Annotated in this window: 15 protein-coding genes; 7 read left to right on the top strand and 8 right to left on the bottom strand. The window is 72.7% G+C overall.

Annotated elements, in window-relative coordinates; translation table 11 throughout:
• Positions 1-79: 79 nt before the first annotated feature.
• A complete protein-coding gene (locus ACWD26_RS27990; protein WP_451274712.1) occupies positions 80-1,138 on the bottom strand; it encodes a heme/hemin ABC transporter substrate-binding protein in 1,059 nt (352 codons plus the stop codon).
• 92 nt (positions 1,139-1,230) lie between these two features.
• Here ACWD26_RS27990 and ACWD26_RS27985 point away from each other — a divergent pair, with 92 nt between their 5' ends.
• From ACWD26_RS27985 to ACWD26_RS27970, 4 genes are all read left to right on the top strand, one after another.
• Positions 1,231-2,058 (top strand): hypothetical protein, encoded by an 828-nt coding sequence (locus ACWD26_RS27985; protein WP_451274711.1) that lies wholly within the window; start codon positions 1,231-1,233, stop codon positions 2,056-2,058.
• Positions 2,058-3,050 carry an HtaA domain-containing protein gene (locus tag ACWD26_RS27980; RefSeq protein WP_451274709.1) on the top strand — a complete coding sequence of 331 codons (993 nt, stop codon included), beginning with the start codon at positions 2,058-2,060 and terminating at the stop codon, positions 3,048-3,050. Before ACWD26_RS27985 ends, ACWD26_RS27980 begins: the two co-directional genes overlap by 1 nt.
• Positions 3,051-3,191: 141 nt before the next feature.
• Positions 3,192-3,731, top strand: a complete 540-nt coding sequence (locus ACWD26_RS27975; protein WP_451274707.1) for a hypothetical protein — start codon at positions 3,192-3,194, stop codon at positions 3,729-3,731.
• An 84-nt stretch (positions 3,732-3,815) separates the two neighbouring features.
• A complete protein-coding gene (locus tag ACWD26_RS27970) occupies positions 3,816-6,452 on the top strand; it encodes an immunoglobulin I-set domain protein (RefSeq protein ID WP_451274705.1) in 2,637 nt (878 codons plus the stop codon).
• 161 nt (positions 6,453-6,613) lie between these two features.
• Here ACWD26_RS27970 and ACWD26_RS27965 read toward each other — a convergent pair whose 3' ends face one another.
• Both ACWD26_RS27965 and ACWD26_RS27960 read right to left on the bottom strand, forming a co-directional pair.
• Complete coding sequence (locus ACWD26_RS27965) at positions 6,614-7,300, bottom strand: HAD family hydrolase (RefSeq protein WP_451274703.1); 687 nt, start codon at positions 7,298-7,300, stop codon at positions 6,614-6,616.
• A 20-nt stretch (positions 7,301-7,320) separates the two neighbouring features.
• Positions 7,321-7,809 carry an Lrp/AsnC family transcriptional regulator gene (locus ACWD26_RS27960; protein WP_451274701.1) on the bottom strand — a complete coding sequence of 163 codons (489 nt, stop codon included), beginning with the start codon at positions 7,807-7,809 and terminating at the stop codon, positions 7,321-7,323.
• A 248-nt stretch (positions 7,810-8,057) separates the two neighbouring features.
• Between ACWD26_RS27960 and ACWD26_RS27955 the strand changes: the two genes are divergently transcribed.
• Positions 8,058-9,563: an FUSC family protein gene (locus ACWD26_RS27955; RefSeq protein WP_451274699.1), complete on the top strand. Its 1,506-nt coding sequence runs from the start codon at positions 8,058-8,060 to the stop codon at positions 9,561-9,563.
• Between the two features lie 50 nt (positions 9,564-9,613).
• Positions 9,614-10,681 carry a lactonase family protein gene (locus ACWD26_RS27950; RefSeq protein WP_451274697.1) on the top strand — a complete coding sequence of 356 codons (1,068 nt, stop codon included), beginning with the start codon at positions 9,614-9,616 and terminating at the stop codon, positions 10,679-10,681.
• Positions 10,682-10,785: 104 nt separating this feature from the next.
• On the opposite strand, the gene ACWD26_RS27945 is transcribed toward ACWD26_RS27950, so the two are convergent.
• From ACWD26_RS27945 to ACWD26_RS27930, 4 genes are all read right to left on the bottom strand, one after another.
• Positions 10,786-11,709: a sirohydrochlorin chelatase gene (locus ACWD26_RS27945; RefSeq protein ID WP_451274695.1), complete on the bottom strand. Its 924-nt coding sequence runs from the start codon at positions 11,707-11,709 to the stop codon at positions 10,786-10,788.
• A 192-nt stretch (positions 11,710-11,901) separates the two neighbouring features.
• Entirely contained in the window at positions 11,902-12,864 is a 963-nt protein-coding gene (locus ACWD26_RS27940; RefSeq protein WP_451274693.1) for an N-acetylglucosamine kinase, read from the bottom strand.
• 14 nt (positions 12,865-12,878) lie between these two features.
• Positions 12,879-13,556, bottom strand: a complete 678-nt coding sequence (locus ACWD26_RS27935; protein WP_451274691.1) for a uracil-DNA glycosylase — start codon at positions 13,554-13,556, stop codon at positions 12,879-12,881.
• Positions 13,557-13,710: 154 nt separating this feature from the next.
• A complete protein-coding gene (locus tag ACWD26_RS27930; protein ID WP_451274689.1) occupies positions 13,711-14,796 on the bottom strand; it encodes a WD40/YVTN/BNR-like repeat-containing protein in 1,086 nt (361 codons plus the stop codon).
• 235 nt (positions 14,797-15,031) lie between these two features.
• On the opposite strand from ACWD26_RS27930, the gene ACWD26_RS27925 reads away from it, so the two are divergent.
• Entirely contained in the window at positions 15,032-15,613 is a 582-nt protein-coding gene (locus ACWD26_RS27925; RefSeq protein ID WP_451274687.1) for an Rv1733c family protein, read from the top strand.
• A 121-nt stretch (positions 15,614-15,734) separates the two neighbouring features.
• On the opposite strand, the gene ACWD26_RS27920 is transcribed toward ACWD26_RS27925, so the two are convergent.
• Positions 15,735-16,517, bottom strand: a complete 783-nt coding sequence (locus tag ACWD26_RS27920) for a pectate lyase (RefSeq protein WP_451274685.1) — start codon at positions 16,515-16,517, stop codon at positions 15,735-15,737.
• Positions 16,518-16,533 lie beyond the last annotated feature (16 nt).

Below are 16,533 nucleotides of genomic sequence, written 5' to 3'. Positions count from 1 at the left end.
GGCTGGTCGCGCAGTTCCCCGCGCCCCCAAAAAAACCACCCCCACCCACTCCGCACCCGACGAACAACCGACCCCACCCTCACCCCTGATGCAACCGCTCCACCAAGAGGTCGATCACCAACGGCGTACGCGGCCCGAAGCTGAGCAGAACCCCGTCCTCCAGGTCCACCACCCGCCGGTCCATCCCGGCCGGCGTCTCCCTGATACCGGGGATCTCCACGAGCCCGTCGACGCCGCCGACCGACTCGAGCCCCTTGCTCATCATGAGGATCACATCGGGCTGGGCCTTCACGAGGGCCTCGCTGGTGATCGGGGTGAACGGCTTGTCCAGGCCGGCGGCCACCCCCGCGTCCTCCGCCCCCGCCGCCGCGATGAGGGAGTCGGCCCCCGAGCCCTTCCCGCCGATGAGATAGACGGCGGCCGAACCCCGCATGTAGAGGAACGCCACCTTCGGCCTGCTGCGCTCGGGCACGGCCGCCCGCGCCGCCTTCAACTCGTCGGCGAAACGCTGGTTGAGCGCCTTCCCGGCCGCCGGCACCCCCAGCGCCTCGGCGACCCGCGTGGTCCGGGCGCTCACGTCGGAGAGCTCGTTGGCCGGATCGAGTACGACCACGGGGATCCCGGCGTCACGGATCTGGTCGACGGCCTCGCTGGGCCCGGTGTCCGTGTCGGCGAGCACCACGGTCGGCTCCAGCGAGAGCACGCTCTCCGCGCTCACGTCGTGCGCCTTGGTCACCTGGGGAAGGCCCTTCGCCTCCTCGAAGGTCGCGGTGATGTCCCGTCCGACAACCTTGTCACCGAGGCCGAGCGTGAACACGATCTCCGCTATGCCCCCGTTGAGGGGAAGAATCCGTGAGGCGTCCTCGACGGTGACCTTCCGGCCGTCGGACGAGCCGACGGTGACGGGCAGCTTCGGCGTGGGCGCCCCGCCCTCCAGCGGGACGAGGGAATTCGTCTTCAACTGTTTCTGGGCCGCGGCCGCACGGACGCTCGCGGACGACGGCGACGGCTTCGCCCCACTGCCTTCGCTGCCCCCGTCGCTGCCTGCGCATCCGGCGGTCAGCATCGCGAAAGCAACGGCCAGTGCGGCAACTCCCCTTCGTGCGACGGGTAGTTGAGGTCTTTCGGACCTACGCATCGAACCGCCTTCCACGTCTACCGTTCGAACTGAGTGTTCGTTACCTTAGGTTAGCCTTACCTGAGTTACCTATGGTGGGAGTGCTGACACCGATGCACAGATGTGGCCTACGAGCCCTGCGCGCAGCCCCGGCGGCCCTCGCCGTCGCGAGTGCCGTGATCCTCTTCCCGGCCCCCTCGGCGGTGGCCGCCGGCGGTTCCGCGACCGGCCCCGAGAACCAGAAACTCACCGTCTCCAAAACCTCCGCGCTCGACCCGGACGGCGAGACGGTCACCGTGTCCGGCACCGGCTACAACACCGAGAAGGGCATCTACGTCGCCTTCTGCGTGGACAACGGCGCCGGCAAGACGCCCACCCCCTGCATCGGTGGCGTCGACATGTCCGGCGACTCCGGTGCCTCGGTGTGGATCTCGTCCAACCCGCCCTCGTACGGGGAGGGGTTGGCGAAGCCCTATGGAGGCAGCGGACACAAGGGCACGTTCTCCGCGCAGCTCAAGGTGCGGGCCAAGGACGTCAACACCGACTGCACCAAGTCGGGCGTGACCTGTTCCGTGATCACCCGCAACGACCACACCCGGGGCGGCGACCAGAGCCAGACGGTCCGCATCCCGGTGACCTTCACCGGAGCCGGGAGCGACGGTGGCGGCGACTCCGGCACCGACAGCACGGCGACCCCGTCGGCCGGCACGAGCGCGACCACGACCGGCGGTACCGGCGGCACGACGAGCGACACGGGCGACACGAGCACCTCGGACGGTCCGCTGGCCAGCACCGGCAGCGCCGCCGTGCCGCTCGGCATCACCGCGGGCGGGCTGGTCGCGGTCGGCGGGACGGCCTGGGTCTGGGCGCGCGGGCACCGTGCCGCCAGCGCGTCGGGAAGCGCGGACCCGAGTGGCATTCCAGGGAGGACTTCGAGGTGATGAACAGACCTGGTGCCGCCGTGACGGCGGCGGGCGCACTGCTCGCCCTGCTCTGTCAGGGCACGGCGACGGCGCAGGGCGGGGAGGAGTCCCCGCGTGAGGTGTCCGGCGGATACGCGAGCTGGGGCCCGACGTTCGAGGCGCCCACCGGCGCCGACGCGACGGTGACGGCCGGGGCTCCCGCCGTACGCGGCTCCGGCGGCCGGACCTGGTTCCCCGTCGACGGCGGCACTGCGGACCCGGCGGCCGGTGACGCGGAGGTCGGTCTCGACGGCTCGATCCGCCTGGGTGCGGCTGGGGTCGACGCCCTGACTCTCCGTGAACTGCGCCTCAAGCTGGACGGCGGCACCGGCACCCTGCGGGTGCGCGCCGAACGGGCGGGGGAGAGCGGCGACCTGACACTGGCCGAGGTCGGCACGGGGGCCGCCACGCCGACCGTCCGCAGGGGCGGCGCGACCTGGACGGGCCTGCGGGTGTCGCTGACCGCCGAGGGCGCCGCACTGCTCACGAAGTGGAGCGGGCGGCCGTACGCGGCGGGGGACGAACTCGCCCCGCTCGACGTGACCGTGGGCACCGGCGCCTCCGGGACCGGCGCACCGCGGGACGGGGCCACCGGAGCCCCCGACGACGACACCACCTCTCCCGCCCCGGACGCGAACGACACGGCGGCCGGGCCCCCGCAGGCCGGGGCCGAGGTCGAACAGGGCGCCGCTGCGGCCCCGTCGGCGGCCGTGGACCGCGCGAGCCTCGCCGCCGGTGCCGGGCAGCGTGTCACCGGTGAAGGCTTCGAACCGGGTGAGGTCGTGCTGGTCGCGATCGACGACGACACCCGCTACCAGGCCGTGGCCGAGGACTCGGGCGCGGTCGCCCGGGAGTTCCCGGTGTACGGCACCGCGACCGAGGGCGCGCACACGGTGCGGCTGTACTCCGTGACCGGGGGCCGCGAGGCCGTCGCGGAGTTCACGGTGCTCGCCGACGAAGCGTCGTCCTGAGCGTCGAGAGCCGGGCCAACGTGGGCCGAGCGAGGGCCCGTTGAGCTTCCTTTGCTTTCTGTTGACAAAGAGATCACGTGCGAGGCTAGGTAAGCCTTACCTAAGTAGGACTCGCACGTTCATGAGAAAGGTGCTCTCCCGATGAGAGTCGTTCCCTCCGCCCGTACCGCCGCCCGCGCAGGTCTCGCCGTCGCCGCCTCCGCCGCCCTGACCCTGGGCCTCGCCACCTCGGCCTCCGCCGCCACCGCGACCCGCACGATCGTCGACGGCGGCACCACCTACAACCTGTCCCTGACCGCGCCCGACTCGGCCGCCGCGTCGGGCCAGGTCATCACCGTCTCCGGCTCCGGCTACAACACCGGCCAGGGCATCTACGCCGGCCTCTGCGTCGTCGCCGGCGCCCAGGGCGCCAACAAGCCCACCCCCTGCCTCGGCGGCCAGGACGAGTCCGGCGCGACCGGTGCCTCGCACTGGATCAACAACACCTTCGGCGGCCTCTTCGCCAACAGCTCCAAGTTCGGCACGGGCGGCACCTTCAGCGTGAACATCTACGTCCAGGCCACCCTCGAGGACGGCAGCGTCTGCGGCGAGGACGTCACCTGCGCCGTCGTGACCCGCGCCGACCACTTCGACACCAACGACCGCAAGTACGACGTCCACGCGCCGATCACCTTCCAGTAATCACCCACCAGGCCGGGCCCCCTCGCCAGGGCCCGGCCCTCGGCGTCCCCCGGGTGCGGGGCGCACCCGACGAATGAGGAACCCATGACAGACGACACGACGGCCCGGCGGCGGCCGGGCCGCGCTGCCGGACTGCGGCTCAGACGCCCCGGGGCGCTCCTCGGAGCCGCCGCCCTGGTGGCGGCCGCGGTCACCGCGGTCACGGTGAGCACCGCCGCCCAGGCCGCCGACACCCCGAAGACCGGCCTCGGCGCGAACGGTCAGAAACTGACCGTCTCCGCCTCCGCCCACCTGGACCCCGACGGCGAGAAGCTGAGGGTCACCGGCTCCGGCTACGACACGGCCAAGGCCATCTACGTCGCCCTGTGCAAGGACAACGGCGACGGCAAGATCCCCTCCCCGTGCATCGGCGGCGCCGACGAGAGCGGCACCGGCAACTCCTCGCACTGGATCGTCCCCAAGGGCGACCAATACGAGGGCAGCCTCGCCATCGCCTGGGGCGAGGGCGGCACCTTCGACGTCGAGATCGACATCAAGGCCAAGGACAACGGCGTCGACTGCACCCAGGTCGCCTGCTCCGTCGTCACCCGTGTCGACCACCGCAACTCAGGCGACCGCTCCCAGGACGTCCGGGTCCCCGTCACCTTCGAGGGCCAGGACACCGGCGGCGGGGACGGCGGCGAGGGCGAGGACGTGCCCGCCGGCACGGTCGGCTACGTCGAGTCCGCCGCGTTCACGGCGGCAGGCAAGGTCAACGACCTCCTGCTGCACCCCGAGTCCGGGAAGCTGTACGCGGGTTCGGACAACTACGTCGCCTCGGGGGACGTCGACGAGCGCGGCCTGCACGTCCTCGATCCGGCGGACGGCAAGAGCCTCGGCCGCATCGCCCAGACCCCGGGCACCACCGGCACCCTCGCCCCCCGCCCCGTCGTACAGATCGCCGCCCCGCTCGCCGGTGACGGCGCCGTGTTCCAGTTCGCGCTGCGCGGCATCGGCACCGCCAAGGCCGGCGACACGGCCGCGGCCGGCAAGTGGATCGCGGGCGCCAACATCACCGGGATCGGCCCCGGCACCAAGGACTCCACCGTCCTGGTCGCCCAGGGCGCCCAGCTCTCCGAGGCCGACATCGCCACCGCCGTCCCCCTGGAGAACCGCACCCTCACCCTGGAGGGCGGCTCCCTGCTCGGCGTCGACAGGGCCCACGGCGCGGCCTGGTCCGCCGGGTCCACCGGAGGCAAGCTGCGCCGTGTCGACACCGGCTCCTTCACCGTCACCGCCACGGCCGAACTGCCCTCCGCGAGCGTCGAGTTCGTCGAGGCGGACCCGGCCACCGGCAACGCCTGGGTGGGCAGCGGAAACTCCGTGCGCGTCTACGACAAGGACGCCAGGTTCCTGAAGGCGATCGAGGGGCCGGACGAGGCCGCGGACATCGCCTTCGACACCGCCACCGGCCGAGCCTTCGTCGTCTGGCAGGACAACGGCACCAACAGTGACGGCAGCGACGACACCAGCCACCTCGGCGTGTACGACACCGCCACCTACGCCCAGGCCGCCACACCGGCGAAGCTGGCCGACAACGACTCCCAGAACGGCGCGGCCTCCCTCGCGGTCGCCCCGGGCGGCACCACCGTCTACGTCAGCAGCCCCTCCGAGGGCGAGATCACCAAGCTCGACCGCCGGATGTCCCCCAAGGTCACCCAGTCCCCGACCGACCGGACCGTGGCACCGGGCGACGAGGTGTCCTTCGTCGCGGCGGCCGAGGGCACCCCGGAACCCACCGTCAAGTGGGAGGTCAGCGTCGACGGCGGCCAGACCTGGTCCACGATCGAGGGCGCGACGAAGAACACGTACTCCTTCAAGGCGAAGGCCGCACAGGACGGTTACGACTACCGCGCGGTGTTCACCAACTCCGTGGGCGTCACCCGCACGCCACCCTTCACCCTCACCGTCACCGAGGCCGACGACAGCACCACCGGCGGCGGCGACAGCGGTGAGGACGACGGCGGTGAGGACGACGAGCCGTCCGGCACGAAGACCGTCACCGGCCCCGACGGCCAGAAGCTCACCGTCACCCCGGTCAACAACCTCGCCACCGAGAACCAGACCCTGAAGGTCACCGGCTCCGGCTACGACGAGGGCAAGGGCGTCTACGTCGCCCTCTGCGTCGACAACGGCGAAGGCGAACTGCCCACCCCGTGCATCGGCGGTGTCGACATGACCGGTGAGTCGCACTCCTCCGCGTGGATCTCCTCCGACCCGCCGGACTACGGCGAGGGTCTGGCGACCCCGTACGAGGACGGCGGCACGTTCGAGGTCGAGCTGACCATCGACGCCAAGGACGAGTACACCGACTGCTTCAAGGCCAAGTGCGTCCTCGCCACACGCGCCGACCACGCCCTGTCCGGCGACCGCTCGCAGGACGTCAAGGTCCCGGTCGCGTTCCTCGGCCAGGACCCGGTGGACACCGACGACGACGGTGACAGCGCCGGTGGCACCACCACCGGCGGCGGCTCCAGCGGCGGTTCGACGTCGAGCGGCGGCAGCACGACCGGCGGCTCCGGCGGTACGGGCGGTTCCACCACCACCACCGGCGGCGACGGCAGCCTCGCCGCCACCGGCCTGACCGTCATCGGCGCGGCCGCCTCGGCCGTCGCGCTCACGGTGACGGGCTGGATCCTGCACCGGCGGGCCAAGGGAACGGGGCGCGGCGCGGCGGCCTGACCCCCGGAACACCTTCCGGAGCAAGCCCCCGGACAAGCACCGCATCGGACAGGGCACCGGACAGGGCACCGGGCAAGCACCGGACATGCGCCGGGCACGTATCGGGACAGAAAGCGTAGCCCGGTCCACCGACACGCGCGGAGGACCGGGCTCCCGCCTGCTCACCCCGAGGCCGCGATCCAGTCGTACGCCTCCCGGGCCGTGAACTCCCCCTGTCCGCCCCGCACCAGCAGCCCGGCCGTCGCGAACGCCGGATCGTCGGCCTGGGCGGCGAGATACGGAATCGCGACGCAGCGCATCCCGGCCGCGCGGGCGGCGGTCGCGCCCGGCGCCGCGTCCTCCATGACGACACAGTCGGCCGGGTCGGCCCCCAGCCGGCGGGCGGCCTCCAGGAACACATCGGGCGCGGGCTTGCCGCGGTCGACCTCCTCCGCCGACACGACGGTCCGCAGATACGCGTCGAGCCCCGTGGCCCCGAGGATCACCTCGATGGCCTCGCGCGAGGACCCCGAGGCCACGGCCATGGACACCCCGTCGGCCGCGAGCAGTTCCACGAACTTCCGCATCTCCGGGTAGACATGGGTGCCGGTGCGGGCCAGCTCCAGATAATGACGGTTCTTCTGGGCGACGATCGCCTCGACCGGGGCGGCGAGGCCGTACCGGTCCTTCCAGTCCGAGACCGTCTCCTGGATGCTGATGCCGACGTACCGCTCATGGTCCGCCCAGGTGAAGCCGGTGACTCCGTGTTCAGCGAGGATGCGCAGGCTCGCCTCGTAGTAGTTCGGCTCGCTGTCCACGAGCGTTCCGTCGAGATCGAAGATGACCGAAGTGCTACGGATAGTGCTCATGAACGCCAGGGTGTCATCGATCAGTTCCTCGCCGGCCGGCCCGCCGCCGATCCGATCGACTCCACCAACGGCGACAGCCGGTACGGCACCCGCTCCCTGAGCGCCACCTCCGTACGGGTGCGCACGACGCCCGGCAGGCTGATCAGCGCCTGGATCACGTCCTCCAGGTGCGCGTTGTCCCGGGCCACGACCCGCGTCAGGAGATCGCCGCCGCCCGTGATCGAGAACGCCTCGACGATCTCGGGGACGGCCGCCAGCGCGTCGCCCACGTCGTCGAGGTGCCCCTGGGTCACCTCGATGTGTACGAAGGCGAGCACTGGGTGGCCGAGCGCGGCGGGGGAGAGCGACGGGCCCGTGCCGGTGATCACGCCGTCGCGCTCCAGCCGGTCCAGGCGGGCCTGGAGGGTGCCCCGGGCGACGCCGAGGATGCGGGCGTACTCGCGCACGCTGGTGCGCGGCTGGTCCAGGAGCAGTCGCAGGATGCGGGTGTCGAGCTCGTCCACGGCCATGGTCCGTTGGCCTCCCTCTGGCATTCGATGATCACCAAAAACTGTACCAATGGCCCAGTGAGTAGGGCGCCGGTAGAGCCACTGCCGCCCGGATGCTTTCCTGTTGACCATCAATGGCGCCGCGCAGCGCAGGACGGCAACGAAGCCGGTCCGTGCCCGCGGCGCCATTTCCATGCCGTGACGGCGTGGTCGATTTCTCCACTGGAAACAAGGAACGGGAGAGGGGCGGGCGGCCGGCGGTGAAGAGGATGTTCATGGCTCCGGATCCGGGACTGCTGCGGCTGCGGGTCTCGCTGCGGGCGGTGCTCGGCATCGGCCTCGCGGTGACCCTGTCGGAGTTGGCGGGGCTGTCGCTGACCGCCTCGATCACGGGCGGACTCGCGGCGCTGCTGGCGCTCTTCACGGTCGCCGACCCGACCGTGCGCGCCCAGGCGGTCACGACCGCGCTGCTGCCCACCGTGGGCTTTCCGGTCCTGGCCCTCGCGACGGTGCTGCACGACGTGCCGGTCCTGCGCGACACGATCTGGCTCGCCGTGATCTTCTGCGGTGTCCACGCCCGCCGCTGGGGACCGCGCGGTCACGCGCTCGGCATCTTCGCCTTCATGACCTTCTTCGTCACCCAGTTCCTGCACGCCGTCCCCGGCCAACTGCCGGAGCTGTACGCGGCGATGACTCTGTCGCTGGCCGCCTCCTCGGCCGTGCGTTTCGGCGCCTGGTGCGTCGAGCGGCGCACCCCGCCGGTGGCCGCCCCCGCCCCCGTCCCGTGTGACGGCCGCGGACTCGCCCGACCCGCCACCCGCCAGGCCTTCCAGTCGACCGCCGCCTGCGCCTTCGCCATGGTCGCCGGGCAGCTCCTCTCACAGGAACGCTGGTACTGGGCCGTCGGCACCGCCTGGTGGATCTTCGTGAACACGACCTCGCGGGGCGAGACCCTGGTACGCGGTTTCCGGCGTCTCCTGGGCACCGTCACCGGCATCCTCGTCGGCCTCCTGGTCGCCGTTCCCCTGCACGGCGCCCCGGCACCGACCGCCGTGCTCGTCGCCGTCTGCGTGTTCGGCGTCTTCTACACGGCAGCCGTGTCGTACAGCTGGATGATGCTGTGCGTCACCGTCATGGCGGGCCTGCTCTACGGTCTCCTCGGCGTCCTGGACCCGGCGCTCCTCGGTCTCCGGCTCGCGCAGACGGGGATCGGCGCGGTCGGGGCCGCGCTCGCCGTGGCGCTGATCCTGCCGGTCACCACGGACGCCGTCACCAACCGGTGGGTGCGGCGGGCCCTGCACGCCGTGCACGACTGCACCGCGACGGCCGCCCGGCGCCTCGCGGGAGACCCCGACGTGGACCCGGCACCGCGCGTCGCGGAGCTGGAAGCACTGCTGGGGCGTGTACGGCTGTCCCTCGCCCCCCTGATCCATCCGCTCAACCCGCTGCGGCCCCGCAAGGAACGGGCCCGCCAGGTGCTCGCCCTGCTCGACGACTGCGCCCGGGAGGCCCGCGGTCTCGCCGCGGTCGCCGCCGACCCGGACGCCTCCCACGACGTCCGCCTCACCGCCGCCTGCCGGCGCGTCGAGTCGGCCGTCGAGGCCCTCGTCGGCGCGGTGCCCGAGCGACCCGCCCCGGCACACGCCGGTATCCCGCAGCCGGGCCGTCACCCCCGCGCGGAACAGGCACTCGCCCACCTCCACGGCCTGGAACGCGCCCTCGCGGACCTCGCCCAGCCCCTGCGGAGCTCCTCCCTGGTGCAGACTTTGGTCTAGACCTCCTGCTACTGTTCGCCCGCACCACAGGCGAGCGGGAGGGGACGGCAGTGACAGCAGCAGCTCCGGCGGCGGACGGACGGCGGCCGCTACGGGCCTACATCGGGTCGTTCACATCGGCGGGCGGCCGGGGCGTCCTTGTCGCCGCCGTCGACGAGAAGAGCGGCGCGCTGACCGTCCTGGGCGGCGCCGACGACGTCCCCGACCCGTCCTACCTCGCCCTCTCGCCGGAAGGGGGCATGCTCTACGCGGTCAGCGAGACCGCTTCGGGAGCAGTGGCCGCCTATCGGGTGACGGGCGACAAGCCCGAGTTGACCGGCCCGCCGGTGGCCGTCGGCGCCGGACCCACGCACCTGTGCCTGTACGACGGCCATGTGCTGACCGCCGACCACGGCTCCGGCAGCGTCACCGCCGTCCCCCTGCGCCCGGACGGCACCCTCGCGGACATCGCGTCCGGAACCCTCTGGCACACCGGATCCGGGCCGCACCCCCGGCACCAGCGGGAACCGCACGCCCACCAGGTGCTGCCCGCCCCCGGCGGGCACCGGTTCCTCGGCGTCGACCTCGGCACGGACTCGGTACGGGTGTGCACGCTGGAGGACGGCGTCCCCGTCGTGCGGCACGAGACGGCGCTGCGGCCGGGCTCGGGCCCCCGCCACCTCGCCCTCCACCCGGACGGACCGGACGCACCGGACGGACCGTACGTCCATGTGCTGAACGAACTCGCCCCCACGGTCACCACATGCCGCTGGAACGCTTCTCAAGGCCTACTGGAGCCGCTGGGAGAGACTCCGGTGCTTCCTGGAGCCCCGGAGGGCGACGCGTACCCCTCGGGCGTCGTCGTGTCCCCCGACGGCCGCTTCGTGTGGACGGCCACCCGCGGCACGGACGTGCTGTCGGTGCTCACGGTCGAGGGCGCCGGGCTGCGCCTGGTCACGACCGTGCCCTGCGGCGGCCGCTGGCCGCGCGCTCTCGCCCACGCCGCCGGCACGCTGTACGTGGCCAACCAGCACTCCGGCGACGTCACCTGGTTCACCGTCGACCCGGAGACGGGCGTACCGGAGCGAGGCGGCTCGATCGAGGCGCCCGCGGCCTCCTGCGTCGTCCTGGACGCCTGAGGGCCCCACAATCCGCCTACGTACGGCCGAGGGCCCGCTCCTGCGAGAGGAGCGGGCCCTCGGCCGTACGGGGCGTGGTCCGGTCTCAGCGCAGCGCGCCGGACTCAGCGGACCGGCATGCCCTGCGGCTGCTGCGGCGCGATGCCGAGCGCGGTCGTGTACTTGCCGAGCGCCAGCTTGCCGATCGCCGGGTAGGGGCCGAGCGCCTCGGCGGCGGAGCAGCCCGCCTCCTGCGCGGCCGCCTCGATCAGGCCGGCGTCGATCTCCGGCCCTATCAGGTAGGGCGCGAGAGCCAGCTGCTGCGAGCCCGAGGAGCGCAGCTGCTCGGCCACGGAGGTGATCGAACCCTCCTGGTCCAGGGCGGCGGCCATCACCGGCACGGCGAGCCGCGCGGCCAGCAGCATGCCCGTGATCCCGGCCGCCTGCACGGCCTCCTCGCCGCCCACGGACGCCAGGACGATGCCGTCCGCGGCGGTGGCGACGGTGAACAGCCGGGCCCGGTCGGCGCGGGCCAGACCGGCCTCGGACAGCCGCACGTGCAGCGCCTCGGCGAGCAGCGGGTGCGGTCCGAGGACATCGGTCAGCTCGGCCGCGATGCGGCTCTCCATGACGGCCTGGCGGACCTGGCGCAGCGTCGCGCTGTCCGGACCGGCCAGCAGCGGCACGACGACGGCGACGGGGCCGTCCGGCTCCTTGACGTCCAGACCGGCGGCGCGGGCCTGCTCGTAGCGGGCGGTGCGCTCCTCGGCGGCGTGCGTGAGCACCGACTGCAGCGTGGGGAACTCGTCGGCGCCCCCGTCGACGTACCCGATCCGGGCGTCGAGGCCGGGCAGCTCGGAGCGCGCGATGCTCACGACCTCCTCGGCGAGGCCGCGCGTGGCGGCGCTGGGCGTGCCGGGCACCGCGAGGACGAGCGCGGGCGCGCCCTCGGGAGCCGCCAGCGGCTCGGGGCGGCGGTGCCGCCCCGGCTGGCGGGGTCGCGGCATTCGTACAGGTAGGCCGGACGCGGGCCCAGTGGGGGAGCTCATGGCGCCGCATGTTACTGGTTTCCTGGGCTCCCCTGTTCGGGGAGGGTGCAGGTGAGCGGTATCCGTCCGGATTTGTCTGATGAGTTACGTGCCGTTCAGGGCCGATCGATACCGCATTTATCTGCTGAGTAACGCACTTGGGCGGCACATTGATGCTTGTCCGACAGGCTGGATTGATCCATATTTCGGGTACTATTTTTCGGCCACCACGTACAACATCCGCTCGTCGTACGGCAACCCGATGTCGCCACCCGCCAGCGCGGCCGCGATACGCACGGCCCCGACGAGTGGATCCCCCTCCGCCGGCACCCTCGGCGCGTGTGGCAGACGCTCCGCCAACTCCGCCTCCAGGGGGACGAGGAGAGGGGCGCCCAGCTTGAACAGGCCCCCGGTGAGGGCCACTCGGGGCTCGTCCGAGGCCGGGCAGACGGCGGCGGCGGCGTCGGCCATGTGCCGGGCCGCCGCGCGCAGGACGTCCGCCGCCACGGGGTCGTCCCCGGCGCACGCGGCCACCTCGGGCGCGAAGGACGCGAGGACCGCAGGACGGTCGGGTCTCGGGTAGACCCGGCCGGGCAGCCCGTCCATCGGGCCGAACAACTCCTCGGCGCGCGCCAGCAGGCGGGCCGAACCGCCGGGCCGCCCGTCGTACGCCCGCAGCGCCGCCTCCAGGCCCGCCCGGCCGATCCACGCCCCGCTGCCGCAGTCCCCGAGCAGATGTCCCCAGCCGTCCGCCCGGCGCCACCGCTCCAGATCCGTGCCGATCGCGATCAGCCCCGTCCCGCCGGCGATCACCGCACCCGGCCGCGGACCGAGCGCCCCGGTGTACGCGGCGACCGCGTCGGCGACCAGGGCGACCCGGCCGACACCCCACTCGTGCGCCAGCGCCGACGGCAGCTCGGCGCGCAGCCGCTCGCCCAGCGTCGCGAACCCGGCGGCGCCGATGGCCACCGCGGCGGGACGGCCGCACCCGGCGGCGTCGAGCAACCGCCGTGCCATGGGCGCCAACAGCTCCAGCAGATGCCCGGCGTCGATGCCACGCGGGCCGGTCCGCACCGCCTCGTCGGACGCGACCGGCTCGCCGAGCATCTCGCTGCCCCGCGCCAGCACCGCGCGCAGCCCGGAACCACCGGAGTCCACGGCGAGTACGACGGGCATTCCGCCGCCACCGGTCACGGCAGGCGCCAGTCCACGGGAGCGCCGCCCTGCCGGGCCAGCAGGTCGTTGGCGCGGCTGAAGGGGCGGGAGCCGAAGAAGCCCCGGTCGGCGGACATGGGGGAGGGATGGGCGGACTCGATGGAGGGGAGGTCGCCGAGCAGCGGGCGGAGGTTGCGGGCGTCGCGGCCCCAGAGGATCGACACCAGGGGGCGGCCGCGCGCGGCCAGCGCTCGTATCGCCTGCTCGGTGACTTCCTCCCAGCCCTTGCCCCGGTGCGCGGCCGGCTTGCGCGGGGCCGTGGTGAGCGCCCTGTTGAGGAGCAGCACGCCCTGTTGGGTCCAGGGGGTCAGATCACCGTTGGACGGCTGCGGCAGCCCGAGATCGGTGTTCAGCTCCCGGTAGATGTTGAGCAGGCTGCCCGGCAGGGGCCGGACCTCCGGCGCGACCGAGAAGGACAGCCCCACCGCGTGCCCCGGGGTCGGATAGGGGTCCTGCCCGACGATGAGGACGCGGACGTCGTCGAACGGCTGCTGGAAGGCCCGCAGGACATTGGCCCCCGCGGGGAGATAGGTGCGTCCCGCGGCGATCTCCCCGCGCAGGAAGTCGCCCATCTCGGCGATCCTTCCGGCCACGGGTTCGAGGGCCTTCGCCCAGCCGGCTTCGACGATCTCATGCAACGGTCGTGGTGCCACGGCGTCACCCTACTGCCGCAACGGCCATGACGATCAACCGGTGGTCGGCGGGTGATCGATGATGACCGATCCGGTGCCCAACAAGGGTGACTCCAGGACGACTTGACGGTCCGCCCGGGCGCTTCCCTTCTCTCTTTCCTTCCTTCCCGTCCACTCAGCCGACGACCGCCGCGCGCACGCACAGCACGTCCGGCAGGTGCACCATCAACTGCCGCCAGCTGTCGCCGTCGTCGGCCGACGCGTACACCTCTCCGTTGCGGTTGCCGAAGTACACGCCCGCCGGATCCGCGCCGTCCGTGCACATCGCGTCGCGCAGGACCGTGCCGTAGTGGTCCCCGGTCGGCAGGCCCGCCGACAATGGCTCCCAGCTCTTGCCGGCGTCCGCCGTGCGGAAGACTCGGCAGCGGTGGTCGGCCGGGACGCGGTCCGCGTCGGCGTTGATCGGGAACACATAGGCGGTGTCCCCGCGACGCGGGTGGGCGACCGCCGCGAACCCGAACGTGGAGGGCAGCCCCTCGCCGATGTCCTCCCAGCGCGCGCCCCCGTCGTCGCTGCGGTACACCCCCCAGTGGTTCTGCAGATACAGCCGGTCGGGGGTCGCCGCGTCCCGGGTCACCTTGTGCACGCACTGGCCGAACTCCGGGTCGGGGTCGGGCAGGAACACCGCGGAGACGCCGGAGTTGGAGGGCGACCAGCTCGCCCCGCCGTCCTCGGTGCGGAACACCCCGGCGGCGGAGACGGCCACGGTCATCGCGCGCGGGTCGCGCCGGTCGGTGAGGATCGTGTGCAGCCCCTCGCCGCCGCCACCCGGCTGCCACCTGGCGCGCGTCGGGTGCTCCCACAGCGGCCGTACCAGCTCGAAGGTCTCCCCCCGGTCCTCGGAGCGGTACAGCGCGGCCGGTTCCGTGCCCGCGTACACCACGTCCGGCTCGGCGGCCGACGGATGCAGCTGCCACACCCGCTCCAGCGAGGCTCCGGTGTCCTTGGGGAACTTGACGGCCGGCTGGGCGGGCTCGGTCCAGGTGCGGCCGAGGTCGTCGGAGTGGAAGACGGACGGCCCCCAGTGCGCGCTGTCGCCGCCGACCAGCAGCCGGGGGGTGTCCGTACGGGTGTCGATGGCGACCGCGTAGACCGCCTGGGCGTTGAAGTACGGACTCTCGTCGAACTGCCAGGCGCCGCCGCGCCGTCGTCCGATGAACAGCCCCTTGCGTGTGCCTACGGTGAGCAGTACGTCAGCCATCTCGGCCACCTCCTGGACATCGTCGTCTCAGTCACCGGCCAGTCTGCACCTCGCCACTGACAGTCACCCCCTGAGACGCCTTCGCCGCAGGTCGGAGGGCGTGGGGGCGGGCGGCGCGGGGCCCGCGAACCGCGCGGGCCGGGCAGGGTGACCCACGTCGCATGAGCAGCCGGAGGACGGCCGCCGTATGGGAGAGAGGTCCGGCTGTCCTGCGTGTGTGAGGAGGGTGCCCCCGATGGTGGCATTCCGTGGTCCGAAGGTGTGGTTGTGGCGGTGGCGGCGCAACCCGCTCAGAAGGCGCAGCGACCGGCTCGAGTCCTGGGTCGTGCTGATCACCTGGGCCCTGACCCTCGTCGGCGGGGTCGTCGCCGGCCTCATGGCCGCGGACTCCGTCGAGTCCGATCTCGCCCGGCAGCGCGCCGAGTGGCGTTCCGTCGGCGCGGTCCTCATCGAGGACGCGCCGGAGCCGTCCGGCCCGAGCGGGACGGGCACGGAGAAGGTGTGGGCGAAGGTCCGCTGGACGGCGCCGGACGGTTCCCCCCGCGAGGGCCAGGCCCGGGTCGAGCCCACCAGCCTGATGGGCGATTCCGCCGCCGTCTGGACGGACGCCGAGGGCCGCCTGGTCACCAAGCCGGCCAGTGAGTCCCATGCCCGGCTGCGCGCCGCGCTCGTCGGCGGCCTCGCGGGCGTGTTCGTGGCGGCCGTGCCCTTCGTGGGCGGCCGGCTCGTCCGCGGGCGCATGGAGCGGCGGCGGATGGACCAGTGGGACGTGGAGTGGGAGCGGATCGGCCCGCTGTGGGAGCGCAAGATCTGGTGAGCGCGGCCGGGGCCCGGCCCTGGTGCCGGCCGGCCGAAACAGCCGACGGCCGGACGAGGCCCGTGGGGGAAGGCTCCGTCCGGCCGCCGAGGGGGGACTCACCGGTGGGTGACGAGCTGTCTCACCTGTAGGTGATGTCCGAGGCGGAGTACAGGCAGTTGGTGCTGTCGGGGCCCGTACCGACAGCCGTGTTGTTGTTGTACTTCTGGCACGGGATGACCTTGCGGCCGCTGTCGTTGAGGATCGTGATCCTGCGCAGGGTCGCCACGTCTCCCCGGTTGACGTTGATGCCGACGAGCCGCGCGGTCGAGCCCGTCCCGGTCACCTCGATGTTGTTGAGGTTCACCTTCCGGGTGTGCTGCGTGGAGCAGTCGCCGCACGAGCGGTACAGGGTCTTGAAGTCGCTGACGGCGAAGTTGGAGATGTTCAGGGTGCCCGGCCCGTTGTGCTGGAAGACCTTGTCCGCCGCCTTCTTGGCGCCGCCGCCGGTCACCGTGTAGGTGGAGCCGCCGCGGAAGGTCGCCGCGTCCTCGCCGACGTCCTCCCACCAAACGTTCTGCAGCGTGCAGTTGCCCTCGCAGTGGATGCCGTCGGCGCCGGGCGCGCCGATGATGACGTTCTTCAGCGTCGCGCCGGCCGCGAGCTTGAAGATCGGGTCCTGGCCCTCCTCCTGGCCGTCGCCGGCCAGGGCGCCGCTGCCGTAGTAGCGGACCATGCCGCCGTCCCTGGTGCCGGACACCGAGATGGTGGAACTCACCGGCTGGCTGTTGGTGGGCGTCGGCCAGGTGGCGGCGTTCGCCGGAGTGGCCCCGCTAGTCATGATCATGCCAAACGAGAGGCTGAACGCGGCGAACGTGCCGGTCAGCGCGCGCGTGCGGGCACGCGGACGTGCTGCAGAAGTCATGTCCCGATTCCTTCTG

Source organism: Streptomyces sp. NPDC002787 (assembly GCF_053592095.1).
This window is presented reverse-complemented; position numbering and strand designations above follow the sequence as displayed.

Excerpts from the sequence above, each read along its gene's own strand:
- ACWD26_RS27975 (WP_451274707.1), top strand. The coding sequence starts at position 3,192 with ATGAGAGTCGTTCCCTCCGCCCGTACCGCCGCCCGCGCAGGTCTCGCC.
- ACWD26_RS27930 (WP_451274689.1), bottom strand. The coding sequence starts at position 14,796 with ATGGCTGACGTACTGCTCACCGTAGGCACACGCAAGGGGCTGTTCATC.
- ACWD26_RS27955 (WP_451274699.1), top strand. The coding sequence starts at position 8,058 with ATGTTCATGGCTCCGGATCCGGGACTGCTGCGGCTGCGGGTCTCGCTG.
- ACWD26_RS27945 (WP_451274695.1), bottom strand. The coding sequence starts at position 11,709 with ATGAGCTCCCCCACTGGGCCCGCGTCCGGCCTACCTGTACGAATGCCG.
- ACWD26_RS27965 (WP_451274703.1), bottom strand. The coding sequence starts at position 7,300 with ATGAGCACTATCCGTAGCACTTCGGTCATCTTCGATCTCGACGGAACG.
- ACWD26_RS27990 (WP_451274712.1), bottom strand. The coding sequence starts at position 1,138 with ATGCGTAGGTCCGAAAGACCTCAACTACCCGTCGCACGAAGGGGAGTT.
- ACWD26_RS27980 (WP_451274709.1), top strand. The coding sequence starts at position 2,058 with ATGAACAGACCTGGTGCCGCCGTGACGGCGGCGGGCGCACTGCTCGCC.
- ACWD26_RS27925 (WP_451274687.1), top strand. The coding sequence starts at position 15,032 with ATGGTGGCATTCCGTGGTCCGAAGGTGTGGTTGTGGCGGTGGCGGCGC.
- ACWD26_RS27940 (WP_451274693.1), bottom strand. The coding sequence starts at position 12,864 with ATGCCCGTCGTACTCGCCGTGGACTCCGGTGGTTCCGGGCTGCGCGCG.
- ACWD26_RS27960 (WP_451274701.1), bottom strand. The coding sequence starts at position 7,809 with ATGGCCGTGGACGAGCTCGACACCCGCATCCTGCGACTGCTCCTGGAC.
- ACWD26_RS27970 (WP_451274705.1), top strand. The coding sequence starts at position 3,816 with ATGACAGACGACACGACGGCCCGGCGGCGGCCGGGCCGCGCTGCCGGA.
- ACWD26_RS27920 (WP_451274685.1), bottom strand. The coding sequence starts at position 16,517 with ATGACTTCTGCAGCACGTCCGCGTGCCCGCACGCGCGCGCTGACCGGC.
- ACWD26_RS27985 (WP_451274711.1), top strand. The coding sequence starts at position 1,231 with ATGCACAGATGTGGCCTACGAGCCCTGCGCGCAGCCCCGGCGGCCCTC.